Below are 26,697 nucleotides of genomic sequence, written 5' to 3'. Positions count from 1 at the left end.
TGCGGGCGTCCCGCCGGAGACGGCCATGAAAACCCTGGAAACCCTGACCTTCGATAACCGTTTCGCCCGCCTGGGCGACGGTTTCTCGGCCCACGTGCTGCCCGAGCCCATCGACAATCCGCGACTGGTCGTCGCCAGCCCGGCGGCCATGGCGTTGCTGGACCTGGACCCGGCAGAAGCCCAGGCACCGCTGTTCGCCGAGATTTTTGGCGGTCACAAGCTCTGGGCCGAAACCGAGCCACGGGCGATGGTGTATTCCGGGCATCAGTTCGGTCATTACAACCCACAACTGGGCGATGGCCGCGGGCTGCTGCTGGGCGAGGTGTACAACGAGGCGGGCGAGCACTGGGACCTGCACCTCAAGGGTGCCGGCCAGACGCCGTTTTCACGGATGGGCGACGGGCGCGCGGTGCTGCGCTCCTCGATCCGCGAATTCCTCGCCTCCGAAGCCCTGCACGCCCTCGGCATTCCCACCACCCGGGCCTTGTGCGTGATCGGCTCGGACACCCCGGTGTGGCGGGAAAAACAGGAGCGCGCCGCCATGGTGCTGCGCCTGGCCCCCAGCCATGTGCGCTTCGGGCATTTCGAATACTTCTACTACACCAAGAAACCCGAACTGCAGGCGGCCCTGGCCGAGCACGTGTTGAACCTGCATTTTGCCGAGTGCCGCGAGCAGCCGGAGCCGTACCTGGCGATGTTCCGCGAAATCGTCGAGCGCAACGCCGAACTGATTGCCAAATGGCAAGCCTACGGTTTCTGCCATGGCGTGATGAACACCGACAACATGTCGATCCTGGGCATCACCTTCGACTTCGGACCGTTCGCCTTCCTCGACGACTTCGATGCCAACTTCATCTGCAACCACTCCGATGATCAGGGCCGCTACTCCTTCAGCAACCAGGTGCCCATCGGTCAGTGGAACCTCAGCGCCCTGGCCCAGGCCCTGACGCCCTTCATCAGCGTCGACGCCCTGCGTGAGACCCTGGGGTTGTACTTGCCGCTGTACCAGGCCCATTACCTGGACCTGATGCGCCGCCGCCTCGGCCTGACCTGCGCCGAAGAAGACGACCAGAAACTGCTGGAGCGCTTGCTGCAATTGATGCAGAACAGCGGCGTCGACTACAGCCTGTTCTTCCGCCGACTGGGCGATCAAGCCCCCGAGCAAGCCGTGAGCGCCCTGCGCGATGACTTCGTCGACCTCAAGGGCTTCGACGCCTGGGGCGAATTGTATGTTGCCCGCGTCAACCGCGAAGGCCCCGTCGATCAAGACCAACGCCGCGCGCGCATGCACGCCGTCAACCCGCTGTACGTGCTACGCAACTACCTGGCGCAAAAAGCCATCGACGCCGCCGAGTCAGGCGACTACGACGAAGTGCGCCGCCTGCACGCCGTGCTGAGCAAGCCGTTCGAGGAACAACCGGGTATGGACAGCTACGCGCAACGTCCGCCGGAGTGGGGCAAGCACCTGGAGATCAGTTGCTCGTCGTAACGCGGCGCCACGGCTGAAATCACCTTCCCGCCCAACACATAACTGTTTGGGGGCATGGCTAACCCTGTGGCGAGGGAGCTTGCTCCCGCTGGGCTGCGTTGTAGGAGCTGTCGAGTGCAACGAGGCTGCGATCTTTCCCCAGACACTTGAGTCTAAAGCGAAAGATCAAAAGATCGCAGCCTTCGGCAGCTCCTACAAAACCAAGCGGGAGCAAGCTCCCTCGGCACGATGAGCGTGCCTAGCCATCAAATGAAAGTTTCCACCGATACGCCGAAGCGCTCGGCCAACCAGCGGATCTGCCTCAAATTGAGCTGACGCTTACCGCTCAATACCTCCGATACCACCGACTGGGTACCAACGCCCGGCAAGTCGCTCTGGCTCATGCCATGTTCACGCATCAGGTAACGCAGCGCCTCGACACCGCTCGCCTTGGGCATTGGCCGGTGCTGCTGGTCCCATGCCTCGATCCATTCGCCGATAATATCCACCAGGCTCATGAGAGGATGGGTTTCGTCTTCGCCCACCAACGCCAACAGCTCATCAAGAGCACTCGCCAATCGGTCATAATCCTCTTCGCTCCTGGGCTTACGCAGCAGGGGCGACACAAACTCCCAATGGGCGGCGACTTGTTCGATCAGTGCACTCATCCCTTTTCCTCCTTCCACTTGCCTCTGTCGTATTCCTGATGGTCAAGCACGCATTTGATATACAGACGCTGTGCTCGGTATCGAATCACCGCAATCAGCCGCAACTTGTTTCCACCGATGTCAAACACATGCAGCGGACCGACCTTATCGGTTGCCGGAAATATGGATTTCATCGCCGCGAAATCAGCCGGGCTATTGGGCTTGATCAGCCGATACCATTGATCCAACGCATTCGCTGAATGTGGCCATTTCTCCTTGGCCTCCCAAATGCGTTTCTCAGTGATCACATGCATGCAACGTCCTTATCGCATTTTGCTATGGGGAAGTTAAACACAAATCTGCCGCATCGCAAATTGCGATAGCGCCAGTTAGACAAATGGTTAGCTCTTGCTGGTTTCCAGCCTAGTCGCCAAAAGATTTAGGTCTCGGTAAGAAATGTGAGCAGATATGAGTCCTGCTCACCCAACCTTATCGTTCCCCTGCTCAGGCGTCTCGATCCCCGGCTCCGCCTCTTCAACCCCCTTCTCCTTGGGTTTGGCCGCTGTTTTTTCCTCGGGATAACCGGGCATGCCGCGGGCGTCTTCGGGGGTCAGTTCATCCCGGTCGTGGCGGCGGTCGATGGCGTAGGCCGGGGCGGCGTTGGGGTCTTCGTCGCGGCCGGCGGTGCCGAGGACGAAGCCGTCGTCGTTGGGGTTGTCCACGGCCTGTGGGGTGTCTGGGTCTTGAGGATTGCTCATGGGACCTCCGGGTTGCGAACAGGTACGTTGTGATTTTTTTGAGGGCCTGGCGGGCGTTGAGTGCAACGCACCTGATGAATGGCAGCCTGGGTGGCTAATGCCGGTCAGTTAAGGATCAAACGACACAAAACCTGTGGGAGCGAAGCTTGCTCGCGATGGCGGCAGCCCCGTCAATGGCGTAGTCGACTGCTCACCCCAATCGCGAGCAAGCTTTGCTCCCACGGGCTTGAGATTTAACTGACTCGCATAAACCAACGGGCCCGGCCCTACGCCATGTCGCTGTGACTGAATTCCTCAGCCAGAAAATCGATCAGCGTACGCACCGACGGCAGCAACCCGCGTCGTGAGGCAAAGATCGCGTGGACGATGCCGCACTTGGGCGTCCAGCCCGGCACCAGTTCCACCAGTCGACCGGCCGCTATGTCTTCGCGTACCACCACGGTGGGCAGGTGAGCGATGCCGATGCCGGCCAGCACCGCTTGACGCAGGGCCAGCAGGTCGTCGGTGACCATGCGCGGTTCATGGCGGATCAATGCGCGGCTGCCGTCCGGGCCGAACAATTCCCACTGATATTCCCGCTGCGCCCCACCCCAATGCACGCTCGGCAGGCCGTTGAGGTCCGCCGGCGAAGCGGGTGAAGACAAGCGCTCAAGGTAAGCCGGGCTGCCCACCAGGCATTGGGTGCTGTTGCTCAGCACTTTCATGACCATGTCGGTGTTTTCCAGCGGCGGAAAGCGCACCCGCAAGGCTATATCGAACCCTTCATGAATCAAGTCGACCCGGCGGTTGGTGCTCTCGATGAACAACTCCACCCGCGGGTACTTGAGCATGTAGCGGGTCAGCATCGGCCCGACCCAACTATTGAGCAGCGCCGTCGGGCAACTGATACGCACCAGCCCCTGGGGTTCGGAACGGTTGCGCTCGATCACTTCCGCCGCGCTCTCGGCCTCGACCCGCATCGCCAGGCAGCGCTGGTAATAGGCCTGGCCGATCTCCGTCAACGTGCAATGGCGGCTGGTGCGATGGAGCAAGCGTACCCCGAGCCGATCTTCCAGTTGGGCGATACGCCGGCTGAGCTTCGACTTGGGCATGTCCAACGCCCGTCCCGCGGCGGCGAAGCCACGGTGTTCCACGACCTGGGTGAAGTAGTACAGCGTGTTGAGGTCTTCGATGATCGTTCTCCAAATAGAACGCTAAGGCGGATTTTTGCAGTCTAGCGCATCAAAGGTGCCAGTTTTAATCTACACCCATCGAAACGCAACACGGATTGAAGCCGGAGCGCTTCGACCGGATGAGTCACCGATCAATCGCTACACCGACATTAAAAACCTTAACCACGCCGAAACCTTCGGCAACCAAAACTTAATGAGGGCTACGCCATGACCACTTCCTACAACCGTCTCGACAAAGATAACGCCGCCGTTCTGTTGGTCGATCACCAAGCCGGCCTACTGTCCCTGGTCCGCGATATCGACCCGGACCGTTTCAAGAACAACGTGCTGGCCCTGGCCGACCTGGCGAAGTACTTCCAACTGCCGACCATCCTCACCACCAGCTTCGAAACCGGCCCCAACGGCCCGTTGATGCCAGAACTCAAGACGCTGTTCCCGGACGCGCCGTACATCGCTCGCCCTGGCCAGATCAACGCCTGGGACAACGAAGACTTCGTCAAGGCGATCAAGGCCACCGGCAAGAAGCAACTGATCATCGCCGGCGTGGTCACCGAAGTCTGCGTAGCCTTCCCGGCACTGTCGGCCCTGGCCGAAGGTTTCGACGTGTTCGTGGTCACCGATGCATCCGGCACGTTCAACGAACTGACCCGTCAATCGGCCTGGGACCGCATGTCGTCCTCCGGTGCGCAACTGATGACCTGGTTCGGCCTGGCCTGTGAACTGCACCGCGACTGGCGCAACGACGTGGAAGGTCTGGCGACCTTGTTCTCCAACCACATCCCGGACTACCGCAACCTGATGACCAGCTACAACACGCTGACCAACGCCAAGTAACAGCGACGTAGTACAAAATGTGGGAGCGAGCTTGCTCGCGATAGCGGTCTGACAGTCGATGCAGTATTGACTGATACACCGCCATCGCGAGCAAGCTCGCTCCCACAGGTTTTTGTGCTGGTTTCTATATAGTGTTCAATCTGTGCCAATGATTTTTCCGGGAGACTGACCTGATGCTGATCCCCTGCCCCCATTGCAACGGGCTCAACCGCATACCTGCCGAACGCCTCGGCGACCAGCCCAAGTGCGGACGCTGCAAGGCCCAGGTGTTATTGAGCAAACCGTTCGAACTCAAGCAAGGCGACTACGCTAGCCAGATCAAGGGTGACCTGCCGTTGCTGGTGGATGTGTGGGCCGATTGGTGTGGGCCGTGCAAGTCCTTCGCCCCGGTGTTCGAACAGGCCGCCGCGCAGTTGGCGGGCAAATGCCGCTTGGCCAAGCTCGACAGCGAGGCCAACCAGCAACTGTCGGCGCAGTTGGGGATCCGCTCGATTCCCAGCCTGATTCTGTTCAAGGAAGGCCGGGAAGTGGCGCGTCAGAGCGGTGCGTTTCCGTTGCCGCAATTGATGAGCTGGTTGCGCAGCCAGGGGATTTGATGCTCAGCGGCCTTTGTTGGCCGCACGCAGAAAATCCCCCCAACGCCGCACCAGGTAGTTGTGCTCGTCCATCACCGAGTTCCACACGGCGATATGGCCCATGCGTTGCTCATACGAACCGCCGTCACGCATTTCGCCGATGTCGATCAGCGGTTCGCCATCGCTGCCTGGCAACACTTCACGGGCCGGTTTGCCGGCGTACCAATAGTCCCATTCGGCATCGCTCAAATGATCACGGCTGCGGGGCGGGTTGCTGATGTAATACCCCTGGCGCGCCATGACCGCGCCAGGCCATCCCGAGAGCCACCAGTTAAGGAACGCATAGGCGGCATCCAGCACCGCTCCCCGGGCATGGCGTGACACGGACAAACCGCCGAACCAGGCGCGATAACCTTCACGGGGCACGGCAAGGCGGTACTTGATCCCGGCCCGATGCAGGCGCATGAGGGTCGGAGACCAAAGGCTCTCGATGTCGATGGTCGGGCTGAGCATTAGTTGCGCCGCCTGTTCGTCATCCGACCAGAACGCCGCGAAATGACCTTCGCGCTGTTTGCGCACCAACACATCGGCCAGGCTGTCGATCTCTTCGATGCTGAGATTGCCGATGTCCTTGAACGACGCCAAACCCATGCCCTGTATCGCCAGCGCCGCGTCGATGGCACCAATCGCCGCGTCGCTTTGCAGCGCGGTACGCCCGCTCCAGGCCGGATCGAGCAGCCAGCCCCAACTCTCGTTGTCACGGGAAAACCCCGTGGGCAAGCGTTCCGGGCGATAGGCAAAACTGTCGGCGTTGTGGGTCAACGGCAACATGCTGATGTAGTCGCTGACGGTGCTGCCCAGGCTGCCGTCGTGTTGCACGTACAAGCGCTCATTGGGCACGCTGCCGCTGACCGGGCGATCCGCGGCGGACAACCGGCCGCGCTTGGGCAGGTCGTTGATCTCGTGCCACAGGGCGATGCGCCGGGTGTCGATGGGCTGGATCGCGCGTGCCGGCCAGACGAAATCAACATTGTGAAACCACTGGTCGTACAGGTCGTAGCTGTCCGGTTGCATCACCGCGATGCGCTGGGCCTGCTCGACACTGTGGACCTGATAGACCAGGCGAATGCCCAGGTCCTGTTCGGCGCGAACCCGCAGGGATTCGAGCAAGGTGACGGAGGTGCCAAGCACCCGCAACGTGATGGGTGAGCCGCTGTGCATCAAGCGCTCACCTCAACCGCCGGGGCGAAACAACGGGCGAAGACATCGAACGAATGCCGCAACCGCTCCGGGTCCAGGCCCCTGACAATAAATACCAACCGCGATTGGCGCTCGGCACAGGGCCAGTGGGGCAAATGTACCGGCGCGTGCAGGCAATGCTGCACGCCATGGATGACGACTGGGGCCTGGAGGCTGTTCACGTTGAGCAATCCCTTGACGCGAAGAATGCGTTCGCCGTGGCATCTTAGCAGCATCGACAACCAGACTCCGAAGCCGATCCAGTCCAGCGGCTGATCGAAGGTCAGGCAGCACACCTGGGCCTCGCCGTGCGACGTAACCTGGCCTTGCGGACGATGCAATTGCCAACGGGCCACCTCGACTTCAGGCGCGGCGCCGCGCAGGCCTTCGCCCAACAATAATTGATCGCCACTGAGCACATCGTGGGTGTCGAGCAGCGGCACCCCCGGGTTCAATGCTTGCAGCCGCTGACGCAACGCGCTGACAGCCGACGCAGCGGCCTGATCGGTCTTGCTCAGCAGCAGGCGGTCCGCGGCGGCCACCTGGGCCAGCCACTCCGGATGGATGCGCGCCTGCAACTCGGCGTGACAGGCGTCGACCAGCGTCACCACCAAGCCGACATGGAAGCGTCCGCGCAATTGCACGTCGTTGTTGAGTGTCGCCAGGATCGGCGCCGGATCGGCCAGCCCGGTCGTCTCCAGGATCACCCGGCGAAAGGGCGGGATCTCGCCCCGGTCACGCCGCGCCAGCAGATCGAGCAACGCGTCTTTCAACTCGCCGCGAATGGAGCAGCAGACGCATCCACTGGGCAACAACACCGTGTCCGGCGCCACCTCCTGGACCAACAAGTGATCGATGCCGATATCGCCGAATTCATTGATCAGCAGCGCTGTGTCACCGAGGCTTTCGTCTTGCAGCAGACGGTTGAGCAAAGTGGTCTTGCCACTGCCGAGAAACCCGGTCACGACGTTCAGGGCGATGCTCATGAGGCCGGCTCCAACGACTGGAGCAGGACCGGGTCGAGGGGATCCGCCGCGCGGCCCGTCATCGACTCTGCCAGGCTCCACAGCTGGTCGAGCCCGCTGGCCAGTTCCTGCCGCCCGGTGGCGCCCAGCAGCAGATATGCCGTGCCCTGGAAATCCTCGACCTTGAGCCGTAACGGCGCCAACACGCGATTGATCGCCGAAATCCGCCGCAATCGCTCGCGACGCCGGGGCAGCCCATCACCCAGCGGATCGCTCCAATGCACATCTTCGCCCAATAGACCGCACAAGCCACACATGCTTCAGCACTCCTTCATGGCATGACGTCGCCGGCATTCGGTCCCAGGGTTTGCCCCACGAACAGGTTGCCTCCCGGGTCACTGGCCAGCAACACGGCAGTGGGCGCCACTTCCGTGGCCAGGCCGAAGCGTCGCAAAGGCAGTTCGGCGGACTTGGCCTGTTTCCAACTTTCACTGATGCCGGCCACCAGCGGTGTTTCGATCGGCCCGGGGGCGATGGCATTGACCAACACGTTGTCGGCGGCCACTTCCAGGGCCAGTGACTTGGTAAAACCGATCACCCCGGCCTTGGCCGCCGCGTAGTGGCTGAGCTCGGCCCCACCTTTGATGCCTAATTGCGAGGCGACGTTGATGATCCGTCCCCAGCGCTGCGCCAGCATATGCGGCAAGGCTCGCTGGCTGGCGATGAATACGCTGGTCAAGTCGACCCGGAGCATGTCGTTCCACATGTCGATGCTCAGCTCGGTGCAACGCGCCTGGGTCAGCATGCCAGCGTTGTTGACCAGGATATCGATACCGCCGAACTGCTCGACGCACGCATCGACCCCAGCCTGGGCCCCTTCGACCGTGCCGACATCGGCCACGCACTCGTACACCTCGACCGACAGTGCGCGACAGTCGTTTGCAGTGGCGGACAAACGCTCGGCATCGCGATCGGTCAGCACCAGGCGCGCGCCTTGCGCGGCATAAGCCCGCGCGATGGCGGCACCGATACCGCTGCCGGCGCCGGTGATCACGGCGCGGCGGTTGAACAGTTGTTGCATGGGACAATCCTCCAGATCCAGGGCAAACAGGGATGGCCATCACTGAAAACAAAACCCGTGACGCCCGGCTTCAATCCGGCCAACGCACGGTCAGACCGCCGTCAATGATGATGCTCTGGCCCGTCAGGTAGCTGGACTCGTCGCTGGTCAGGAACCGCACCAGCGACGCCACCTCATCGGCCCGACCGACTCGCCCCAGCGGAATCGCCCGGGCCGCCTTGGCCAAGCCTTCGGGCCCGAGGGAATTTTTACTGTCCAAGGACTGCGGCGTCTCGATCAGGCCCGGGATCACCGCATTGCAGCGAATCCCCTGCCCGGCCAATTCCACCGCCAGCGAACGGCATAGCCCTGGCACACCGGCCTTGGCCGCGGCGTAATGAGAATGGTCCTGCCAGCCATACACGCCACCGGCGATTGAAGAAATCGCCACCAACGCACCGCCCTCGCTCATGTAGCGAACGCTGGCGCGGAAGGTGCGCATCACCCCGGTCAGATCGACATCGAGCATGGCGTTCCAGGCCTCGTCGCTCATTTCCAACAGAGGCGCACGGCGCAGCAGGCCGGCGTTGGCCACCGCGTAATCAAGACGCCCGAAGGTGCTGAATGCCTGCTCGGCCAGGTTATCCACCGAACGACTGTCGGTGACGTCCAGTGGCAGCATCAGGCATTCGCCACCCAACGCCTCGATCTGCTGGCGGGTGTCTTGCGGGTCGTGAGGGTCCGCCGGCAGATAGCCGGCGGCCACCGCCACACCGTGACGGGCATACGCCACGGCCAGCGCCTGGCCGATGCCGCTGGCGGCACCGGTAATCAATGCAACTCTACGAGTCATCAGCCGCCTCCTTATTTCACCGTTTCTGGACGGACATGGCGTGCCGCGAACATCAGCGCGCCAGAGAGGAAACAAGGCAGCGCGCCGAAGTACAGCGCCGAGGTCTGCCAGTTCCCCCCCGCCGCCAGCACCTGGGTGGCACCGAACCCGGCCACTACCGCGCCGATCGGCCCCATGGCATGGATAATCGCGCCGCCCGTGGCGCGGATACTGGTGGGGAAACTCTCGCCGATGAAGAACAGCGCCGCCGAATAGGGCCCGATCAGGAAGAACAGGCCCAGGCTGTAGAGACCGACCACCATCGGCAGGTTGCTCGGACCGTAGAGCATGCCGGCAAACGACAGCCCGCCCAGCATCCAGCCCAACGCAATGACATTGCGCCGGCCGATCTTGTCGCCCATCCAGCCATGGCTCAGGTAACCGCAGTAGCCCACCAGGTTGGAGAGCACCAGGATGATCAACGAGTTTTCGAAGGAGATATGGTGCACGCTGACGATCACCGTCGTGCCGAGCACGCTGAACACCTGGATCGCCGCCCAATTGAGCAGGATCGCCGCGCCGATCACCAGTGTCGCGCGCCGCGACGTGCCGCGAAAGGCCGATGCCAGGCCGGCCTTGCTGTGTTCCTCATAGTCGACGCCATAGGTGGACGCCACTGCCTGGGCATCGGCGACCGCGCCGCTTTTGCGCAACTGGCCGATACGCTGGTGGATCTGGAACTGCGGGCTTTCCTTGAGCTTGCGCGCCATGATCGCAATGACGATGGCCGGGATCGCCGCAAAGATAAAACAGCCCTGCCAGCCGATGGTCGGCAGCAACACGGCGGTCAATCCGGCGGCGGTCAGCGCGCCCACCGGCCAGCCACCCTGCACCAGGCTGTAGATGAAGCCACGTCGCTTGGCCAGCCTCGGGTCATCGGAGGCGGCGTAGAGCTCGCTCAGATAGGTGGCATTGACGGTTTCTTCCGCGTAACCCAACCCGCCGAGAGAACGGATCAGGATCAACGGGGACTTGCCCCAGGCACCGCCGATGGCCGTCAGGGCCGAACAGATCGCCGCGCCGCTGACGGTGAAGATGATCCCCATGCGCCGGCCCAAGCGGTCCACCAGCGGGCCGATGGCCAACGCCACCACCGCCGTGCCGACCGCCACCCAGGTGGCGATTTCGGCTTGCTCGACTTCGCTCCAATTGAAGTGCCGGCCGATTTCCGGCAACAACGTGCCGAACAGAATGAAGTCGTAGACCGCAAATACCCAGGCAAAAAAAGCGATCCAGGTGGCAAAGCGCACCTGGGCCGGCGTCAATTGCTCGGGTTTCCAACCAGTCAGGTCGAGTTTGTTGTAGATGGACATGAGAACACGCCTCGAATAAATGCCGGATCAGCGGCTGCGGGGGTTACGGCGAATGAAGTCGTCGGCAATTTCATCGAACGTGACAAAGCGCACGCCGGCATGGCCCTGGATGTGTTCGATCAGGCGCTCCAACATCAGCAGCACCTGCGGACGCCCGGAGACGTCGGGGTGGATCGTCATGGTGAACACGGCATGTTCGTGTTCGCGATAGACCCAGTCGAACTGGTCGCGCCACATCTCTTCGAGATGCCGCGGGTTGACGAAACCGTGGCTGTTGGGCGATTTCTTGATGAACATCATCGGCGGCAGGTCGTCGAGGTACCAATTCGCTGGGATCTCCACCAGATCGGTTTCCTGGCCACGCACCAGCGGTTTCATCCAGGTGTCCGGGTGCTGGCTATAGTCGATCTTGGTCCAGCTGTCGCCGACGCGAACGTAGTAGGGATGGAAGTCGTTGTGCATCAGGCTGTGGTCGTACTTGATGCCTTTCTTGAGCAGCAGCTCGTTGGTCACTTTGCTGAACTCCCACCAGGGCGCGACATAGCCGGTAGGCCGCTTGCCGGTCACCTGGGTAATCAACTCGATGGATTTATCGAGCACCGCCTCTTCCTGCTGTGGGGTCATCGCGATGGGGTTTTCGTGGCTATAGCCGTGCACGCCGATCTCGTGGCCCGCATCCGCCACGGCTTTCATCTGCTCGGGGAAGGTCTCCAGGGAATGCCCGGGAATAAACCAGGTGGTGCGCAGGCCGTAGCGCTCGAACAACTTGAGCAGCCGCGGCGAGCCGACTTCACCGGCAAACAGGCCGCGGGAAATATCGTCGGGTGAGTCTTCACCGCCGTAGGAGCCGAGCCAGCCCGCCACGGCGTCGACATCGACCCCAAATGCACAAAGAATATCTTTAGCCATGATCGGCCTCCGGTTGTGGTGGTTGTTCAAACATCAATCAGGAATTGGCCAGCGTCGCTTCGACCGAGCGTGCGACTCGCAGGAGCCGGGCATCCTCGCCTTGAGGCACGCTGAGCAGCAGGCCTGTGGGCAGCCCCTGGCTGTCCCGGCCGCTGGGCAGGTTGACGCCGGGCATGTCGAGCAAACTGCCGGGCATCGTCAGGCTCAGGGTCGCGAGATTGGTACGGGCAAACAGTTCGTCGTCGGCCTCCAAAGGCGCCAGCGGCGGGGCGACATGGGCCACGGTCGGCGTGATCAGCACCGCGCCGTCGAGCTCCTCGACAAGTTGGCGTTGCAAGGTCGATCGCGCGTCGTAAAGCTTGAGCACCTGGCTGGCGGTCATGGGCCGCGCCGCTTCGAGACGCCGGCGTACCCGTGGGTCGAGACGTTCGGCATCGGCGCTGTCGAGCAAGGCCTCATGCAAGGCGAACGCCTCGGCGGCCCCCAGCCAGCCGTGGTCGCGGATCAGCGCAAGGCTGGCCTGGAAAGCCGGCAATGGCCGAATCTCTACCAGCGCCCCAGCGGTGCGCAGCGCCTGGACACCGGCCAGCACATTGGCCCGCACCGCGGCCTCGACACGGGCATCCTCCAGCACCGCTTGCTCGACCCAGAAACGCTGCCCGGCCAGGCTGCGCACCGGTGGCGCTTGTCGTGGGTCGCGCCCCTGAAGCAGTTCGTCGATCATCCAGGCGTCACGCACGCTGCGAGTCAACGGGCCGATGCTGTCGATGCTGTGGGCCAGGGGAAATACCCCATCGCGATTGTGACGACGGGAACTGGCGCGAAACCCCACCAGAGCGTTGAAAGCCGCCGGGACGCGGATCGAACCGGCGGTATCGGTGCCCATGGCGATCGGCACGATGCCCGCCGCGACCGCGACCGCCGAACCGCTGGAGGAGCCGCCGGGGATCCGCGGTTGTGCATCGCTGAACGGGTTGACCGGCGTGCCGAAGTGCGGGTTGAGGCCGAGCCCTGAATAGGCGAACTCGCTGAGGTTGGTCTTGCCCAGGCAGACCATGCCGGCCCGGCTGAGCAGGCTGACACTGGCGGCATCCAACAGCGCGGGCGGTGCGTTCCGGCGCACCGCCGCTGCCGCGGTGGTGACACTGCCGGCCACGTCGAACAAATCCTTCCAGGCCATCGGCACACCGTCGAAGCCGCTCAACGGTTGCCCGGCACGCCAGCGCGCCGCCGAGGCCTGCGCTTCACGCCGGGCCCGGGCGTCGGTCAGCGACACGAATACGTGTTCGGCGCGAGCGGCTTGCTCCAGCGCTTGTTCCAGCACCTGGACCGGATCGGTGCGCCCTGACGCGAAGGCTTCGGCGAGTGCAATGGCATCCAGCGAGGAAAATGGGCTCATGGGCTACGGCATCCAAAAAACGTATCTATTATTAAAATGTACATTTTATATGGAGCAGATTTCGTGCCAGCTACGCTTGCGCAGTCCATAGCCGCTGAGCGCCAAAGTCTCCCGAGGGGCTGTAACCATCAGCTTAGAGCCGCGCGAATGACTTGGATGAGCAGGGCCCTGGCCAACATCCGGATGGCAGGCTTATCTAATGTATATTTTTATAAAAGATACATTTAGGTGCATAAAAGTAACGTTTTGATGGAGCGAGCCCCACGAAAGGGCGCGCCAATGTGACCCTCAGTGACACTGGACACTGTGAGAGAATCCCTCCATCGCCGTCATGCCCAGAGGAATCGATGAAAGCAGCGCCAGCCCAAGACCCGCGCACCGCGTCTCGCTACGCGATGATTCATCAGGTATTGCGTGATGCAATCACCGAGGGCACCGCACTGCAGGGCTTGGTGTTACTGGAAGCACCGCTGGCGGAGCTGTTCGGCACCAGCCGTGTTCCGGTGCGCAAGGCGCTGGACTTGTTGCACGAAGAGCGGTTGATCAGCCGTTTTGACGGGCGTGGGTACTTGATCAATCCCCTGGGTTTGGATATCGAGCCGCTGCGCCTGCCCTTGAGCCATGTTCACCTTGGCCTGGCGCGTGGCGAAGAACGGGTGGACACGCGACCACTGGGCGAGCGGATCCACGAAGAAATCGGCAGCGCGTTACTGACCTGCATTACCTTCGGGCACTACCGCCTCGATGAACAAGCCGCCGCCGAGCATTACGGCGTGAGCAGGGCCGTGGTGCGAGAAGCCTTGATGCGCCTGAGGGACCGGGGCTTGCTGGAAAAAGAGCCCTACTCACAGTGGCTGGCCGGCCCGCTCACTGCCCGGGAAGTCACCGAAGATTATGAGCTGCGCGCCTGCCTGGAGCCTGAGGCGCTACGTCAAAGTGCGCCAGGGCTGAGCCGCGAGCAACTGCAAGCCATGCTGGAACGGGTAACCCAAGCGCAACAGGCTGAGCATTGCCCGGAAGAGACGATCCAGCGCATCGAGGAAGACCTGCACCAGCACTGCCTCAGCGGCCTGCAAAATCGCAAAATGGCAGCACTGATTCGCCAGGCCCAAAGCCCGATGATCATCAGCCGGATTTTTTCCCGGCTGCTGGGAATCGGCGCGGACCCCGCCATGCTGGCCGAGCACCGCCTGATCTTGGAACTATTGCTACACGGTGCCTTCGACGCCGCCGCGCTGAACCTCAAGGAGCATTTGCAACGCGCCCGGCAACGGATGTTGCAACGCCTCAAGGTGCTATCGGTCGTGCCGGAGCAGGACTTGCCACCCTACCTGAGCAAAATCAGCTGATCGCCCATGGTCGGCGGCCAGCCCTCAGCTTTCCAGCAACCCATGCAGGTCCACGAATTGCTGGGTCAGCTTGTGCCGCGGGTCAAGGTGGATCAGCGGCAGGCTGGCCTGGTGGGATTCGCGCATGCGCACCGAACTGCTCAGGTACACCGGCAATACCGGCAGGCCTTCGGCGATCAGTTCGTCGAGAATCTGCTGCGGCAGGCTGGCGCGGGCCTGGAACTGGTTGACCACGATGCCTTCGACTTCCAGGCCTTCGTTATGGTCATCCTTGAGTTCTTCAATTTCCGCCAGCAGGCCGTACAAGGCCTGACGGGAGAAGCTGTCGCAGTCGAACGGAATCAGCACCCGATCAGCGGCGATCAACGCTGAAACCGCATAGAAATTCAGCGCTGGCGGGGTGTCCAGGTAAATCCGGTCGTAATCCTCCTCCAGCTCTTCGAGCAATTTGCGCAGCTTGTTGATCTTGTGCTTCGCCTCGAGCTTGGGCTGCAGGTCCGTCAGCTCCGCCGTGGCGGTGATCACGTGCAGGTTGTCGAACGGCGTTTCGTAGATATCCACCTTGTTCTTTTTCGAGAAAGGCCCGGACGACAGGGTCTGCTTGAAGAAGTCGGCAATGCCCATGGGGATATCGTCGCCGGTCAGGCCAGTCAGGTATTGAGTGGAATTGGCCTGGGCATCCAGGTCCACCAACAGCGTGCGATAGCCCTCGCTGGCGCTGACGGCCGCCAGATTGCAGGCGATGCTGGACTTGCCCACGCCACCTTTCTGATTGAACACCACACGCCGCATGTCAAAACCTCCGTGTATCAAAGATTCCCGAGTGTAGTAGGCCGCGACACTGCTTAGCTACCTTCTGCGTAGAAGGACTACAGCAACAGTGGCTTTTCCAACGATTCAGACGTCAATCGTGCCCGATAAAGACAGAAACAACCGACAGACAAGCCCGTGACGATCGAGATAATGGTCCAAGCCAGGCATCGAGCGGACCGACTCGTACATTTTGCTGGGCAAAATGTAACCAGTATTTGCTACAAGCCAACCGCACCGGGATAATGCGCGCCACTTGGGTCGCAAGGCCATGCAGGGTTGGACGCGGGTCAAACCACTGAACCGTGACAATAAAAGCCCGCAGGGGTGGGATGAGTTTTGATCAATTTCAATATCGCCCAATGGCGCGCGTGGGCCCCTGGGCTCGAAAGCGTGGACGACTGGCAGGCCTGGAGCCGACAGCCGGTTGTATTGCCGGCCAGTGATGCCGCCCCTGACGTATCGTTCCTGCCTGCCATGCAGCGTCGTCGCCTCAGCCGCCTGGCGCGGATGGCCTTCAGTGTCGGCTGGCCACTGGCCGAGGGCCAGCCGGACCTACCGTTGGTCTTTATTTCCCGCCACGGCGAAACCCCGCGCACTTTTGAGATTCTCAAGGACCTGGCGGCCGACCAGCCCTTGTCGCCAACTCAGTTCAGCCTGTCGGTGCACAACGCGGTGATCGGCCTGTGGTCGATCATGCGCGGCGAAACCAGCGAAATGACCGCCCTGGCCGCCACCGGCGACGGCTTGGAACACGGTGTGCTGGAGGCCGCCGCTTTGTTGAACGAAGGCTCGCCAGCGGTGTTGCTGGTGATCACCGAAGAACAGCCGCCGCAGGTCTACGCACCGTGGGTCGATGACGTGCCCTTCCCCTATGCCATGGGCCTGCTGCTGACGCCGGGCGACGACTGGCAACTGGACCTGTCCGCGCAGGCCGACCAACGATCCGGCAGCGACTGGCCCCATGCCCTGGACCTGTTGCGTACCCTGCTGAACAACGAAACCACCTGCCAACATGCCTGGAAGAATCGTGTATGGACCTGGCAACGCAACCGGTGACCGGTAAACATCGCGACGCCTATTACTGGCGCCTGGTCGCGACCGCCGCAAGCTTCGCCCTGTTCGGGCTGGGCGGGCTGTGCCTGCGCTTGCTGGTTTTTCCGTTGCTGGCCTGGCTGCCCGGCGATGCCCAGGCCCACCGACAAAGGGCCCGCCGCACCGTCGGGCGGTTGTTCTGGTTCTTTATCCGGTTCATGGCCCGTACCGGCGTGCTCACCTACCAGATCGATGGCGCCGAACGGCTCGGGCGCCCCGGGCAGATGATCATTGCCAATCACCCCTCGCTGATCGACGTGGTGTTCCTGATCGGGCTGGTGCCCAACGCCAACTGCGTGGTCAAACAAAGCCTGTGGGACAATCCCTTTACCCGTGGACCATTGCGTTCAACCCAGTACATCAGCAACGACGGCAGCATGGACATGCTCGATGCCGCCAGCGATACCCTGCAAGATGGCCAGACACTGATCGTGTTTCCCGAAGGGACGCGCACCCAGCCAGGCCAAGTGCCGGCCTTTCATCGGGGGCCGCGGCCATCGCCCTGCGGGGTGCGAAAATCCTCACGCCCGTCACGATCAAGGTCAACCCCACGACCCTGACCAAGGCCGAACCCTGGTATCGCATCCCCCGGCGCCGCGTGCACTTCAGTTTTCACGTCGGGGCCGATATAGATCCACAGGCGTTCGCCGCGCTCGGCCCGCCGCCCCAGGCTTCGCGCAGGCTCAACGATTTCTTGCATCACTATTTCATCAAGGAGCTCGCCGAAGATGAGCGATCTGCACCGTGACATCAAACAGCTGATCATCGACGCCCTCGGCCTGGAGGATATTGGAGTCGACGACATCGGCGACCACCAGACCCTGTTCGGCGAAGGCCTGGGCCTGGACTCGGTGGATGCCCTGGAGCTAGGCCTGGCGATCCAGAAGGAGTACGGCATCAAGATCGACGCCGACGCCAAGGACACTCGTAACCATTTCAGCAATGTGGCAAGCCTTGCGGCCTTCGTCACTGCAAAACGCCCCTGAGACCGGACCATGCAAACTCGTGACGACATTTTCAACACCCTGCGTGACGCCCTGGTCGAGCTCTTCGAGCTGGACCCAGAGCGCGTGACGCTGGAATCGAACCTGTACCAGGACCTGGAAATCGACAGCATCGATGCGGTTGACCTGATCGACCACATCAAGCGCCAGACCGGCAAGAAAATCGCCGCCGAGGAATTCAAGTCGGTGCGCACCGTCAATGACGTGGTCGAGGCGGTCTATCGACTGGTTCAACCGGCCGCATGACCCGGCTGATTGGCCTCGGCCTGCTGCTGGCAGGCCTGCTGTACCCCTTTGCGGTGTATTTCGGCATGGAGCATTTCGCCCCGTGGCAGTTCGGGCTGCTGCTGGGTAGCCTGTGGCTGGCCCGGGCGTTGCTAGGCAAGGGCGGTGACGGCAGCCGCTGGATGGCGACCACGGCGATCGTGTTTTGCGTGTTGCTTGCGCTGTTCGACAGCCCGCTCCTGCTGCGTTGGTACCCGGTGCTGATCAGCGGGTTCATGCTCGGGCTGTTTGCCCTGAGCCTGAAATACGGCCCGCCAATGATCGAACGCCTGGCCCGCCTGCGCGAACCGCAGCTGCCGGCCAAGGCGGTGGTCTATACGCGTCAGGTCACGGTGGCCTGGAGTGTGTTTTTCCTGTGTAACGGTTTGCTCGCCGCCGCCCTGACCCTCTGGGCGCCGCTGAGCTGGTGGATGTTGTACACCGGCCTGATTTCCTACGGATTGATGGGGCTGCTGTTTGCCATTGAATGGCTCATACGACAACGGGTAAGAGGCCGCCCATGAATTGGATAACACTTGAGCGGATGTTGCTCAGGGCTCAGCCGGAACGCACCGTCGCGGTCACTCCGGCGCTGGATCATTCGCAACTGCGGGACGCGGCGTTGCGCCTGGCGGCCGGCCTGCAAGCCCGGGGCGTACGCCAGGTGGCGGTGCACCTGGAAGATGCAGCCGACCTGGCCATCACCCTGCTCGGTGCCTGGCACGCCGGCACACGCGTCCTGCTTCCCGCCGACCTGCAAGCGCAGACACGCCAGCGCTGGGCGTCGGAGGTGGACCTGTGGCTGACCGACCAGCCCGGCGACACCCATCCCGACGACTTGCAACACGCGCCGATGGACGCCGTCGAACTGGACCTCGATCACTGCTGGCTGAGCCTGTGCACCTCCGGCTCCAGCGGCGAGCCCAAGCGCATCGAGAAAACCCTGCGGCAGTTGAGTAACGAAGTCCAGGCCCTGGAACAGCTGTGGGGCGCCGACCTGGGCCCGGCCTGCATGATCGGCAGCGTTGCCACCCAGCATATCTACGGGCTGCTGTTCCGAGTGCTGTGGCCGCTGTGCGCCGGGCGTCCGTTCGGGCGCAGGCAATTGGCGTTCCCCGAAGACCTGCAACGCGCCAGCCGCGAGCAGCCGGTGTTCGCCTGGGTCGCCAGCCCGGCGTTGCTCAAGCGCATGGGCGATAACCTCGATTGGCCGGCCCTGAGCAGCGTGCGCCGGGTGTTCTCCTCCGGCGGCGCCTTGCCGGCCGAGGCCGCGCAAAGCTTGCAGCGACGGCTGGGGCAATGGCCGACGGAAATTTTCGGCAGCTCGGAAACCGGCGGTATCGCCTGGCGCCAGGGTGACCCATGGTGGCAGCCCTTTGCCGACGTCGAGCTGCGCCAGGACAGCGACGGCGCCTTGCTGATCGCTTCGCCCTATCTGCCCGCCGGGCATGTGGAACACACCGCCGACGCGGCGCGAATCGCCGAAGATGGGCGCTTCGAGCTGCTCGGGCGACTGGACCGTATCGTCAAGCTCGAAGAGAAGCGCATCTCCCTGCCCATGCTCGAACAGGCGCTGGTGGCCCACGACTGGGTCAGCGAAGCGCGGCTGGGCGTGGTGCAGGAGAACCGCGCCTCCCTCGGCGCGCTGCTGGTGCTGAGCGACGCTGGCCTGCGGGCCTTGCGCAACCAGGGTCGGCGGGCCGTGACCGAGGGCCTGCGCCGGCACCTGAGCGAACATTGCGAAACCCTCGCCCTGCCACGGCGCTGGCGCTGGCTGCGGCAGTTGCCGCTCAACGCCCAGGGCAAGCTGCCCCAGGCCGAGGTCGAGACGCTGCTGATGGCGCCACGCCCCAAAGCCCCCGACGTGTTGGAACAGGTCGAAACCGACGGTGAGTGGAGCCTGCGCCTGGTCGTGCCGCCTGACCTCGCGTACTTCAGCGGCCACTTCCCCACCGCGCCGGTACTGCCCGGCGTGGTGCAGGTCGACTGGGCCTTGAGCCTGGGCCGCCAACTGCTGGACCTGCCGCCGCGGTTCGTCGGCATGGAGGTGCTGAAATTCCAGCAACTGGTTCGCCCCGGTGACGACATCCAACTGCACCTGCGCTTCGACCGCGAGCGCGGCAAGCTGTACTTTGCCTACCGCAATGCCACGGCGGCCTGTTCCAGTGGGCGGATTGTGTTGGGGATGGCGAATGATTAATGCTCACACTGCCCTCCTGTGGCGAGGGAGCTTGCTCCCGCTGGGCGGCGTAGGAGCTGACGAGTGCAACGAGGCTGCGATCTTGTCCCAGACAGTTGAGTCGCAAGTGAAAGATCAACATCAAAAGATCGCAGCCTTCGGCAGCTCCTACAGCAGGAGCAAGCTCCCTCGCCACAAAATGCACCTTAGCCACCGAGACATGCCGCATGCATAACCCCTGCGCCGTCATCCCGGTCTACAACCACGAAACCGCCATCCCGGCGGTGGTCCAGGCGTTGCTCGCCAACGGCCTGCCCTGCGTGCTGGTGGATGACGCCAGCAACCCGGCATGTGCCGCCGTACTGGAACGGCTGGCCGAGGGCGAGCAGGTGCATCTGGTCAGGCTGGCCGTCAACCAGGGCAAGGGCGGCGCAGTGATGACCGGCTTGCGGGAAGCGTCGCGCCTGGGTTTCAGCCACGCCTTGCAGGTGGACGCCGACGGGCAGCACGACCTGGGCGACGTGAAGACTTTCATCGAGCAATCCCGCGCCCACCCGGACGCAGTGATCTGCGGCTATCCGCACTACGACGCCAGCGTGCCGAAAGGTCGCCTGTACGCGCGCTACCTGACCCACGTCATGGTCTGGATCAACAGCCTGTCCCTGCAAATCCGCGACTCGATGTGCGGTTTTCGGGTCTACCCCTTGGCACCGACCCTGGCGCTGATCGACTCGGCCAATATCGGCAAACGCATGGATTTCGACTCGGACATCCTGGTGCGCCTGGCCTGGCGCAATCAGCCGATGCACTGGCTGCACACCCGAGTCCATTACCCTCAGGACGGCGTTTCGCATTTTCGCCTGTTCCACGACAACGTGCTGATTTCCAGCATGCACACCCGGCTGTTCTTCGGCATGCTGGTGCGCGCGCCCCTGATCCTCTGGCGACGGTGGCGGACATGAGCCTTCAGGCAGACAAGCAACATTGGGCCGACCGCCAGGAGCGCGGCAGTTTCTGGCTGATGAAACTCACCGCGCTCGCCGCCAAGGTGCTCGGCCGACGCTTGCTGACCCCGGTGCTGTACGGCATCGTCCTGTACTTTTTCATTTTCGGCCGCAGCGCGCGCCAGGCGGCCTGGCAATACCAGCAACGCCTGGCCGACTGGAGCGCACGCGCCGAACTGCGCCCGACCCGCTGGCGGGTGTTCGGGCAATTCATGGCCTTCGCCGACTCCTTGCTCGACAAGCTCGACGTCTGGAACGGCAAGCTGAGCATCGACCAGATCGAAATCGTCGACCCGGCGCTGCTGCGCAATCACCTGCGCGATGCCCGTGGGCAAATGCTGGTGGGCGCGCACCTGGGCAACCTGGAGATGTGCCGGGCCCTGGCCGAGCTGGGCGAGAAAGTGACCATGAACGTGCTGGTGCACACCAAGCACGCCGAGCAGTTCAACCGTTTGCTGGGCGAGGCCGGTGCCACGCACTTGCGGCTGATCCAGGTCAGTGAGCTGAACCCGGTGATCATGTTGCAACTGAGCGAGCGCCTGGAGCGCGGCGAGTGGCTGGCGATTGCCGGCGACCGCGTGCCACTGCACGGCGGACGCAGCGTGACCGTGGACTTCATGGGCCACCCAGCGGCATTCCCCCAGGGCCCCTGGCTGCTGGCCGGCCTGCTGAAATGCCCGGTCAACCTGCTGATGTGCCTCAAGCACGAGGGGCGCTATCGCGTCACGCTCGAACCCTTCGCCGATGCCGTAGTGTGGAAACGCAACGAGCGCGAACAAGTGATCGCCCATTGGGCCGGCCACTATGCCGAGCGCCTGGCGCAGTACTGCCTCCAGGGCCCCCAACAGTGGTTCAACTTTTACCCTTTCTGGAAGACCGATGACGATGCCCACTCTTGAGCCGGTAACCTTCGGCGAACGCCCCCTGCGCATCGAAGATGTGCTGGCCCTGGCCAACCGTCAGGCCCCGACGCAGTTGCAGGATGACCCGGCGTTCCGCCAGCGCATCGCCAAGGGTGCGCAATTCCTCGACTCCTTGCTGGACAAGGAAGGCGTGATCTACGGCGTGACCACCGGCTACGGTGACTCTTGCGTGGTCGCGGTACCACTGCACCACGTCGAGGCCCTGCCGCGTCACCTGTACACGTTCCACGGCTGTGGCCTGGGCAAACTGCTGGACGCCCAGGCCACCCGCGCGGTGCTGGCGGCGCGCTTGCAGTCGCTGTGCCACGGCGTGTCGGGGGTGCGGGTGGAACTGCTGGAGCGGCTCCAGGCCTTTCTCGAACACGACATCCTGCCGCTGATTCCGGAAGAAGGCTCAGTGGGCGCCAGCGGCGACCTGACGCCGCTGTCCTACGTCGCCGCCACGCTGTCCGGTGAACGGGAAGTGATGTTCCGTGGCGAGCGGCGCCTGGCCGCCGATGTGCACCGTGAGTTGGGCTGGACCCCACTGGTGCTGCGGCCCAAGGAAGCCCTGGCGCTGATGAACGGCACCGCTGTGATGACCGGCCTGGCCTGCCTGGCCTTCGCTCGGGCCGACTACCTGCTGCAACTGGCGACCCGTATCACCGCGTTGAACGTCGTCGCCCTGCAAGGCAACCCGGAACATTTCGACGAGCGCCTGTTCGCCGCCAAGCCACACCCAGGGCAGATGCAAGTCGCCGCGTGGCTGCGCAAGGACCTGGCGATCGATGCTCCGACGGCGCCGCTGCATCGCCTGCAGGATCGCTATTCCCTACGCTGCGCGCCCCATGTACTCGGCGTGCTGGCCGACAGCCTGGGCTGGCTGCGTTCGTTCATCGAGACCGAACTCAACAGCGCCAACGACAATCCGATCATCGACGCCGAAGCCGAGCGCGTGCTCCACGGCGGGCATTTCTACGGCGGGCATATCGCCTTCGCCATGGACAGCCTGAAGAACCTGGTGGCCAACGTCGCCGACCTGCTCGACCGGCAACTTGCCTTGCTGGTGGACGAGCGCTACAACCACGGCCTGCCGAGCAACCTGTCCGGCGCCAGCGCCGAGCGGGCGATGCTCAACCACGGGTTCAAGGCCGTGCAGATCGGCACCAGCGCCTGGACCGCCGAGGCGTTGAAAAACACCATGCCGGCCAGCGTGTTCTCGCGTTCCACCGAATGTCACAACCAGGACAAGGTGAGCATGGGCACCATCGCCGCCCGGGACGCGATCCGCGTGCTGGAACTGACCGAACAGGTCGCCGCCGCCACGTTGCTGGCGGCCAACCAGGGCGTATGGCTGCGCAGTCGTGCCGAAGACGCGCGGCCGCTGCCGCCGGCCCTGGCCGCCATGCACCAGCAATTGGCCGAGGATTTCGCCCCGGTCATCGAAGACCGCGCCCTGGAAGGCGAATTGCGCCTGTGCCTGCAACGCATTGCCGAACAACATTGGAGGCTGCATGCGTAGCCAAGGCGTTCTGCACGTCGACACCCACATCGTGGTGCCGTTTTTCGACGTCGATTCGATGAACGTGGTCTGGCACGGCCACTACGTCAAATACCTGGAAGTGGCCCGCTGTGCGCTGCTCGACCTGATCGGCCACAACTACAACGACATGCTCGAATCCGGCCATGCCTGGCCGGTCATCGACCTGCAACTGCGCTACGTGCGCAGCGCCGTGTTCGGCCAGGCCCTGACCGTGCGTGCCAGCCTGGTGGAGTGGGAAAACCGGCTGAAGATCAATTACCTGATCAGCGACGCAGCCACCGGCGAGCGCCTGACCCGCGCCAGTTCGGTACAAGTGGCCGTGGACATCGCCAGCCGCGAAATGCTGCTGGCCTCGCCCCGGGTCTTTGTCGAAGCCGTCGAAAGGAAACTGCCATGAAACGTTTGTCGATCTGGTTGCTGCTGTGTTGCCTGGCGCCGTTGGCCCAGGCCTTCGACCTGCAGCAGTTGAGCGACCAACTGGCCCGCCCGGAGGTGATCCACGGCCAGTTCATCCAGGAAAAACACCTGCGTGCGCTGCCCCAGCCGCTCACCAGCAAGGGCCGCTTCGTGCTGGCGAAAAACCACGGCCTGCTGTGGCTGCTGCAAACCCCACTGCAACAGGACTACCGCATCACCGCCCATGGCATTGCCCGACGGGACGGCAATGCCTGGCAGATGCTGCCGAACAAGAGCGCCGGCGCCGAGCAGAACCGCCTGTTCCTGGCGGTATTGCAGGGCGACAGCAGTGGCTTGCAACGGGATTTCGAACTGAGCCTGTCGGGCGAGCCACAGCAGTGGAAACTCACCCTGACCCCGCGTTCGGTGCTGCTCAAGCAGGTCTTCAACCAGATCAACATCGACGGCGGCGAACTGGTCCAGCGCATCGAACTGCTGGAAACCCAGGGCGACAGCACCGTGCTGCGCATGCAGGACGCCACCAGCGCGCAACCTTTGAGCGAAGCGGAGCAACATGACTTTGCCGAGTGAACGGATGCTGCCCCGGCTGTTCCTGATCCTGCTGCTGGCCGTGCTCGCGCTCGCCGGCTGGCAGTGGCGCAACGGCGCGCCGCTGTCGGCCAATCTCATGGAACTGGTGCCGGGCACGTCGCCCGATGCCCTGGAACTGATCGCCGAACAGCGCATGCAGGAACCGTTGAATCGCGAGGTGCTGGTGCTGGTCGGTCATGCCGATCGCCAGCAAGCCATCGCCCTGGCGCAAACCCTGGGCGAGCAATGGCAAGCCAGCGGCCTGTTCGACAAGGTGCAGTGGACATTGCAGGCCGACTTGCCGGCGCTGCGTACGCAACTGCTCAACGGGCGCTTGGCGATGCTCTCGGCGGCGGACCAGCAGCAACTGATCGAACAGCCCCAGGCGTTCATCCAGCAACGAGTACAGGCCCTGTTCGACCCGTTCAGCGGCTTCAGCCTGGTGCCGAACCAGGACGATTGGCTGGGCCTGACCGGGCGCATCCAGAACAGCCAGCCCCAACGCGGCGCGATCAAATTCGACATCGGCAGCGGGGCCCTGGTCGCCGATGCCGACGGTAAAAGCTGGGTGATGCTGCGGGCCCGTGCCCAGGGCACCGCCTTCGACATGAACCTGCCGCTGCAAGTGGCCGAGCTGCTGCAACGCAGCCGCGACCAGGCGGGCCAGGCCCAAGGGCAACTGCTGGCGGCCAGCGGCCTGCTGTACGCCGCCAGCGGCCAGCAACAGGCGTCACGGGAAATCACCTGGGTCGGCGGTGGCGCGACGGTCGGCATTTTGCTGCTGCTGTTGCTGGCCTTCCGACGCTTGCGCGTGTGGCTGGCGTTCGTGCCGGTGCTGGTGGGCATGCTGTTCGGTGCCGTAGCGTGCGTGGCCTTGTTCGGACGCATGCATGTGATGACCCTGGTATTGGGTTCCAGCCTGATCGGCGTCGCGGTGGATTACCCCCTGCACTACCTGTCCAAGAGCTGGAGCCTCAAGCCATGGCGCAGCTGGCCGGCCTTGCGCCTGACCCTGCCGGGGCTGAGCCTGAGCCTGGCGACCACCTGCATCGGCTACCTGGCCCTGGCCTGGACGCCGTTCCCGGCCCTGACCCAGATCGCGATATTTTCCGCCGCCGGGCTGGTGGGTGCCTACTTGACCGCGGTGTGCCTGTTGCCGGCGCTGCTCAACGGCGCGGATTTGCGTCCGGCCCAATGGCCGCTGCGGCTATGCGAATGCCTGCTCCAGATCCGCCAGGCGTTGTTGGCACGGGTGCCGACGCCCGTGCTGCTGGTGTTGCTGCTGAGTTTCTGCGCGGGCGGCCTCTGGCACCTGACCACGAAAAACGACATCCGCCAGTGGATCGGCACGCCTCAGCACCTCACCGACGAAGCCCGCGAGATCGCGCGCATCACCGGTTTCCAGCCCACCAGCCAGTTCTTCCTGATCCGCGCCGACAATCAGTCTCAACTGCTGGAGCGCCAGACCGCCCTCAACGAGCGGCTGGATCAGTTGATCGCCCTGGAAAAACTCCAGGGCTACCTGTCGCTGAACCAACTGGTAAGCCCGCCCGCCGACCAGCAGAAAGTGCGTGAGGCCCTGGCCCGCTTGCCGGCTGTCTGGCAGCCGTTGCTGGACCTGGGCGTGCCGGTCGCCGCGCTGCAAGCGGAACTGGCGCAATTGCAGGCCTTGCCGGTGACCGACATCGATGCCGCGCTGGCCGGGCCCCTGGCCGAGCCGTACCGCACGCTCTGGCTCGGCCCCACCGCGCAAGGCGTGGCCGCCATGATCAGCCTGCAAGGCTTGAACGATGCCGCGCTGCTGCGGGTGCAAGCCGTGGACCTGCCGGGGGTACAACTGGTGGATCGCCTGGGCGACCTGAACCGGGTCTTCGCCGCCACGCAGGTCAGCGCCGCCGAGTTGAAACTGGCCTCCTGCGTGCTGATCGTGCTGGTGCTGATCTGGCCGTTCGGGGTCGGTGCGGCCTTGCGCATCGTCGCCCTGCCATTGCTGGCCGCGCTGTGCAGCCTGGCGAGCCTCGGCTGGCTGGGGCAGCCACTGACCCTGTTCAGCCTGTTCGGCCTGCTGCTGGTGACGGCCATCGGCGTCGATTACGCGATCCTGATGCGCGAGCAGATTGGTGGCGCGGCGGTGAGCCTGCTGGGCACTTTCCTGGCAGCGATCACTACTTGGCTGTCGTTCGGCCTGCTGGCGCTTTCCAGCACACCGGCAGTGAGTAATTTCGGCCTGGCGGTGAGCCTGGGGCTGGCTTTCAGTTTCATGCTGGCGCCGTGGGCCGGGCATCACGAACACCCCGCATCCGCTCAAGAAGACCAACGATGATTACGG

Annotated in this window: 28 protein-coding genes and 1 pseudogene; 16 read left to right on the top strand and 13 right to left on the bottom strand. The window is 63.4% G+C overall.

Translation table 11 applies throughout. From position 1 onward, the window contains the following. Positions 1-25: 25 nt before the first annotated feature. A complete protein-coding gene (gene selO, locus ACZ5M5_RS02595) occupies positions 26-1,489 on the top strand; it encodes a protein adenylyltransferase SelO (RefSeq protein WP_464738543.1) in 1,464 nt (487 codons plus the stop codon). A 245-nt stretch (positions 1,490-1,734) separates the two neighbouring features. Here selO and ACZ5M5_RS02590 read toward each other — a convergent pair whose 3' ends face one another. The 4 genes from ACZ5M5_RS02590 to ACZ5M5_RS02575 form a co-directional block, all read right to left on the bottom strand. Next, on the bottom strand, positions 1,735-2,136 hold the full coding sequence (locus ACZ5M5_RS02590; RefSeq protein ID WP_092253088.1) for a helix-turn-helix domain-containing protein: 402 nt from the start codon (positions 2,134-2,136) through the stop codon (positions 1,735-1,737). Beyond that, positions 2,133-2,429: a type II toxin-antitoxin system HigB family toxin gene (locus ACZ5M5_RS02585; RefSeq protein ID WP_464738542.1), complete on the bottom strand. Its 297-nt coding sequence runs from the start codon at positions 2,427-2,429 to the stop codon at positions 2,133-2,135. The genes ACZ5M5_RS02590 and ACZ5M5_RS02585 overlap by 4 nt, the downstream gene beginning before the upstream one ends. A 165-nt stretch (positions 2,430-2,594) precedes the next feature. Continuing rightward, positions 2,595-2,873 carry a hypothetical protein gene (locus ACZ5M5_RS02580; RefSeq protein ID WP_464738541.1) on the bottom strand — a complete coding sequence of 93 codons (279 nt, stop codon included), beginning with the start codon at positions 2,871-2,873 and terminating at the stop codon, positions 2,595-2,597. A gap of 266 nt (positions 2,874-3,139) precedes the next feature. Then, positions 3,140-4,045, bottom strand: a complete 906-nt coding sequence (locus ACZ5M5_RS02575) for a LysR family transcriptional regulator (RefSeq protein WP_464739323.1) — start codon at positions 4,043-4,045, stop codon at positions 3,140-3,142. A 207-nt stretch (positions 4,046-4,252) separates the two neighbouring features. Here ACZ5M5_RS02575 and ycaC point away from each other — a divergent pair, with 207 nt between their 5' ends. Continuing rightward, positions 4,253-4,879 carry an isochorismate family cysteine hydrolase YcaC gene (ycaC, locus tag ACZ5M5_RS02570; RefSeq protein WP_025211469.1) on the top strand — a complete coding sequence of 209 codons (627 nt, stop codon included), beginning with the start codon at positions 4,253-4,255 and terminating at the stop codon, positions 4,877-4,879. Between the two features lie 173 nt (positions 4,880-5,052). Then, positions 5,053-5,475, top strand: coding sequence for a thioredoxin TrxC (gene trxC, locus ACZ5M5_RS02565; RefSeq protein WP_060739499.1), 423 nt, complete (start codon positions 5,053-5,055; stop codon positions 5,473-5,475). 3 nt (positions 5,476-5,478) lie between these two features. Here trxC and ACZ5M5_RS02560 read toward each other — a convergent pair whose 3' ends face one another. The 8 genes from ACZ5M5_RS02560 to ACZ5M5_RS02525 form a co-directional block, all read right to left on the bottom strand. Continuing rightward, positions 5,479-6,675, bottom strand: coding sequence for an ABC transporter substrate-binding protein (locus ACZ5M5_RS02560; RefSeq protein WP_060739500.1), 1,197 nt, complete (start codon positions 6,673-6,675; stop codon positions 5,479-5,481). After that, a complete protein-coding gene (locus ACZ5M5_RS02555; RefSeq protein WP_060739501.1) occupies positions 6,675-7,679 on the bottom strand; it encodes a CobW family GTP-binding protein in 1,005 nt (334 codons plus the stop codon). The genes ACZ5M5_RS02560 and ACZ5M5_RS02555 overlap by 1 nt, the downstream gene beginning before the upstream one ends. After that, positions 7,676-7,975: a hypothetical protein gene (locus ACZ5M5_RS02550; RefSeq protein WP_192261917.1), complete on the bottom strand. Its 300-nt coding sequence runs from the start codon at positions 7,973-7,975 to the stop codon at positions 7,676-7,678. Before ACZ5M5_RS02550 ends, ACZ5M5_RS02555 begins: the two co-directional genes overlap by 4 nt. A 14-nt stretch (positions 7,976-7,989) precedes the next feature. After that, on the bottom strand, positions 7,990-8,739 hold the full coding sequence (locus ACZ5M5_RS02545; protein ID WP_207283423.1) for an SDR family NAD(P)-dependent oxidoreductase: 750 nt from the start codon (positions 8,737-8,739) through the stop codon (positions 7,990-7,992). A 70-nt stretch (positions 8,740-8,809) separates the two neighbouring features. Continuing rightward, positions 8,810-9,571: an SDR family NAD(P)-dependent oxidoreductase gene (locus ACZ5M5_RS02540; protein WP_103308862.1), complete on the bottom strand. Its 762-nt coding sequence runs from the start codon at positions 9,569-9,571 to the stop codon at positions 8,810-8,812. A gap of 11 nt (positions 9,572-9,582) precedes the next feature. Continuing rightward, positions 9,583-10,923, bottom strand: coding sequence for an MFS transporter (locus ACZ5M5_RS02535; RefSeq protein WP_060739505.1), 1,341 nt, complete (start codon positions 10,921-10,923; stop codon positions 9,583-9,585). 27 nt (positions 10,924-10,950) lie between these two features. Further along, a complete protein-coding gene (locus ACZ5M5_RS02530; protein ID WP_060739506.1) occupies positions 10,951-11,832 on the bottom strand; it encodes a polysaccharide deacetylase family protein in 882 nt (293 codons plus the stop codon). A 37-nt stretch (positions 11,833-11,869) separates the two neighbouring features. After that, entirely contained in the window at positions 11,870-13,231 is a 1,362-nt protein-coding gene (locus ACZ5M5_RS02525; protein WP_464738540.1) for an amidase, read from the bottom strand. 347 nt (positions 13,232-13,578) lie between these two features. Between ACZ5M5_RS02525 and ACZ5M5_RS02520 the strand changes: the two genes are divergently transcribed. Further along, positions 13,579-14,580, top strand: coding sequence for a GntR family transcriptional regulator (locus tag ACZ5M5_RS02520; protein ID WP_060739507.1), 1,002 nt, complete (start codon positions 13,579-13,581; stop codon positions 14,578-14,580). A 24-nt stretch (positions 14,581-14,604) separates the two neighbouring features. On the opposite strand, the gene ACZ5M5_RS02515 is transcribed toward ACZ5M5_RS02520, so the two are convergent. Further along, positions 14,605-15,372 (bottom strand): ParA family protein, encoded by a 768-nt coding sequence (locus ACZ5M5_RS02515; RefSeq protein ID WP_060739508.1) that lies wholly within the window; start codon positions 15,370-15,372, stop codon positions 14,605-14,607. A 357-nt stretch (positions 15,373-15,729) separates the two neighbouring features. On the opposite strand from ACZ5M5_RS02515, the gene ACZ5M5_RS02510 reads away from it, so the two are divergent. The 12 genes and pseudogenes from ACZ5M5_RS02510 to ACZ5M5_RS02455 all read left to right on the top strand — a co-directional run bounded on the left by ACZ5M5_RS02510 (position 15,730) and on the right by ACZ5M5_RS02455 (position 26,691). Further along, positions 15,730-16,449: a beta-ketoacyl synthase chain length factor gene (locus ACZ5M5_RS02510; RefSeq protein WP_060739509.1), complete on the top strand. Its 720-nt coding sequence runs from the start codon at positions 15,730-15,732 to the stop codon at positions 16,447-16,449. Further along, positions 16,425-17,233: pseudogene (locus ACZ5M5_RS02505) on the top strand (lysophospholipid acyltransferase family protein). The gene ACZ5M5_RS02510 and the pseudogene ACZ5M5_RS02505 overlap by 25 nt, the downstream one beginning before the upstream one ends. Then, positions 17,214-17,471 carry a phosphopantetheine-binding protein gene (locus ACZ5M5_RS02500; protein WP_060739511.1) on the top strand — a complete coding sequence of 86 codons (258 nt, stop codon included), beginning with the start codon at positions 17,214-17,216 and terminating at the stop codon, positions 17,469-17,471. Before ACZ5M5_RS02505 ends, ACZ5M5_RS02500 begins: the two are co-directional and overlap by 20 nt. Positions 17,472-17,480: 9 nt before the next feature. After that, positions 17,481-17,735, top strand: a complete 255-nt coding sequence (locus ACZ5M5_RS02495; protein ID WP_030140951.1) for an acyl carrier protein — start codon at positions 17,481-17,483, stop codon at positions 17,733-17,735. Beyond that, entirely contained in the window at positions 17,732-18,277 is a 546-nt protein-coding gene (locus tag ACZ5M5_RS02490) for a COG4648 family protein (RefSeq protein WP_072407257.1), read from the top strand. Before ACZ5M5_RS02495 ends, ACZ5M5_RS02490 begins: the two co-directional genes overlap by 4 nt. Continuing rightward, a complete protein-coding gene (locus tag ACZ5M5_RS02485; RefSeq protein WP_464738539.1) occupies positions 18,274-19,953 on the top strand; it encodes an ApeI family dehydratase in 1,680 nt (559 codons plus the stop codon). The genes ACZ5M5_RS02490 and ACZ5M5_RS02485 overlap by 4 nt, the downstream gene beginning before the upstream one ends. Positions 19,954-20,159: 206 nt before the next feature. Beyond that, positions 20,160-20,894, top strand: coding sequence for a glycosyltransferase family 2 protein (locus ACZ5M5_RS02480; RefSeq protein ID WP_060739514.1), 735 nt, complete (start codon positions 20,160-20,162; stop codon positions 20,892-20,894). Further along, positions 20,891-21,835 carry an LpxL/LpxP family acyltransferase gene (locus ACZ5M5_RS02475; RefSeq protein WP_060739515.1) on the top strand — a complete coding sequence of 315 codons (945 nt, stop codon included), beginning with the start codon at positions 20,891-20,893 and terminating at the stop codon, positions 21,833-21,835. Before ACZ5M5_RS02480 ends, ACZ5M5_RS02475 begins: the two co-directional genes overlap by 4 nt. Continuing rightward, positions 21,816-23,360, top strand: a complete 1,545-nt coding sequence (locus ACZ5M5_RS02470; protein ID WP_060739516.1) for an HAL/PAL/TAL family ammonia-lyase — start codon at positions 21,816-21,818, stop codon at positions 23,358-23,360. The genes ACZ5M5_RS02475 and ACZ5M5_RS02470 overlap by 20 nt, the downstream gene beginning before the upstream one ends. Beyond that, complete coding sequence (locus ACZ5M5_RS02465; RefSeq protein ID WP_060739517.1) at positions 23,353-23,778, top strand: acyl-CoA thioesterase; 426 nt, start codon at positions 23,353-23,355, stop codon at positions 23,776-23,778. The genes ACZ5M5_RS02470 and ACZ5M5_RS02465 overlap by 8 nt, the downstream gene beginning before the upstream one ends. Next, entirely contained in the window at positions 23,775-24,368 is a 594-nt protein-coding gene (locus ACZ5M5_RS02460) for an outer membrane lipoprotein carrier protein LolA (protein WP_060739518.1), read from the top strand. Before ACZ5M5_RS02465 ends, ACZ5M5_RS02460 begins: the two co-directional genes overlap by 4 nt. Next, positions 24,352-26,691 carry an MMPL family transporter gene (locus ACZ5M5_RS02455; protein WP_464738538.1) on the top strand — a complete coding sequence of 780 codons (2,340 nt, stop codon included), beginning with the start codon at positions 24,352-24,354 and terminating at the stop codon, positions 26,689-26,691. The genes ACZ5M5_RS02460 and ACZ5M5_RS02455 overlap by 17 nt, the downstream gene beginning before the upstream one ends. Positions 26,692-26,697 lie beyond the last annotated feature (6 nt).

The organism is Pseudomonas sp. Van50 (assembly GCF_055390755.1).
The sequence above is the reverse complement of the archived record's forward strand: the minus strand, read 5'-3'. Positions and strand labels throughout refer to the sequence as shown.

Excerpts from the sequence above, each read along its gene's own strand:
- selO (WP_464738543.1), top strand. The coding sequence starts at position 26 with ATGAAAACCCTGGAAACCCTGACCTTCGATAACCGTTTCGCCCGCCTG.
- ACZ5M5_RS02590 (WP_092253088.1), bottom strand. The coding sequence starts at position 2,136 with ATGAGTGCACTGATCGAACAAGTCGCCGCCCATTGGGAGTTTGTGTCG.
- ACZ5M5_RS02585 (WP_464738542.1), bottom strand. The coding sequence starts at position 2,429 with ATGCATGTGATCACTGAGAAACGCATTTGGGAGGCCAAGGAGAAATGG.
- ACZ5M5_RS02580 (WP_464738541.1), bottom strand. The coding sequence starts at position 2,873 with ATGAGCAATCCTCAAGACCCAGACACCCCACAGGCCGTGGACAACCCC.
- ycaC (WP_025211469.1), top strand. The coding sequence starts at position 4,253 with ATGACCACTTCCTACAACCGTCTCGACAAAGATAACGCCGCCGTTCTG.
- trxC (WP_060739499.1), top strand. The coding sequence starts at position 5,053 with ATGCTGATCCCCTGCCCCCATTGCAACGGGCTCAACCGCATACCTGCC.
- ACZ5M5_RS02560 (WP_060739500.1), bottom strand. The coding sequence starts at position 6,675 with ATGCACAGCGGCTCACCCATCACGTTGCGGGTGCTTGGCACCTCCGTC.
- ACZ5M5_RS02555 (WP_060739501.1), bottom strand. The coding sequence starts at position 7,679 with ATGAGCATCGCCCTGAACGTCGTGACCGGGTTTCTCGGCAGTGGCAAG.
- ACZ5M5_RS02550 (WP_192261917.1), bottom strand. The coding sequence starts at position 7,975 with ATGTGTGGCTTGTGCGGTCTATTGGGCGAAGATGTGCATTGGAGCGAT.
- ACZ5M5_RS02545 (WP_207283423.1), bottom strand. The coding sequence starts at position 8,739 with ATGCAACAACTGTTCAACCGCCGCGCCGTGATCACCGGCGCCGGCAGC.
- ACZ5M5_RS02540 (WP_103308862.1), bottom strand. The coding sequence starts at position 9,571 with ATGACTCGTAGAGTTGCATTGATTACCGGTGCCGCCAGCGGCATCGGC.
- ACZ5M5_RS02535 (WP_060739505.1), bottom strand. The coding sequence starts at position 10,923 with ATGTCCATCTACAACAAACTCGACCTGACTGGTTGGAAACCCGAGCAA.
- ACZ5M5_RS02530 (WP_060739506.1), bottom strand. The coding sequence starts at position 11,832 with ATGGCTAAAGATATTCTTTGTGCATTTGGGGTCGATGTCGACGCCGTG.
- ACZ5M5_RS02525 (WP_464738540.1), bottom strand. The coding sequence starts at position 13,231 with ATGAGCCCATTTTCCTCGCTGGATGCCATTGCACTCGCCGAAGCCTTC.
- ACZ5M5_RS02520 (WP_060739507.1), top strand. The coding sequence starts at position 13,579 with ATGAAAGCAGCGCCAGCCCAAGACCCGCGCACCGCGTCTCGCTACGCG.
- ACZ5M5_RS02515 (WP_060739508.1), bottom strand. The coding sequence starts at position 15,372 with ATGCGGCGTGTGGTGTTCAATCAGAAAGGTGGCGTGGGCAAGTCCAGC.
- ACZ5M5_RS02500 (WP_060739511.1), top strand. The coding sequence starts at position 17,214 with ATGAGCGATCTGCACCGTGACATCAAACAGCTGATCATCGACGCCCTC.
- ACZ5M5_RS02495 (WP_030140951.1), top strand. The coding sequence starts at position 17,481 with ATGCAAACTCGTGACGACATTTTCAACACCCTGCGTGACGCCCTGGTC.
- ACZ5M5_RS02490 (WP_072407257.1), top strand. The coding sequence starts at position 17,732 with ATGACCCGGCTGATTGGCCTCGGCCTGCTGCTGGCAGGCCTGCTGTAC.
- ACZ5M5_RS02485 (WP_464738539.1), top strand. The coding sequence starts at position 18,274 with ATGAATTGGATAACACTTGAGCGGATGTTGCTCAGGGCTCAGCCGGAA.
- ACZ5M5_RS02480 (WP_060739514.1), top strand. The coding sequence starts at position 20,160 with ATGCATAACCCCTGCGCCGTCATCCCGGTCTACAACCACGAAACCGCC.
- ACZ5M5_RS02475 (WP_060739515.1), top strand. The coding sequence starts at position 20,891 with ATGAGCCTTCAGGCAGACAAGCAACATTGGGCCGACCGCCAGGAGCGC.
- ACZ5M5_RS02470 (WP_060739516.1), top strand. The coding sequence starts at position 21,816 with ATGACGATGCCCACTCTTGAGCCGGTAACCTTCGGCGAACGCCCCCTG.
- ACZ5M5_RS02465 (WP_060739517.1), top strand. The coding sequence starts at position 23,353 with ATGCGTAGCCAAGGCGTTCTGCACGTCGACACCCACATCGTGGTGCCG.
- ACZ5M5_RS02460 (WP_060739518.1), top strand. The coding sequence starts at position 23,775 with ATGAAACGTTTGTCGATCTGGTTGCTGCTGTGTTGCCTGGCGCCGTTG.
- ACZ5M5_RS02455 (WP_464738538.1), top strand. The coding sequence starts at position 24,352 with ATGACTTTGCCGAGTGAACGGATGCTGCCCCGGCTGTTCCTGATCCTG.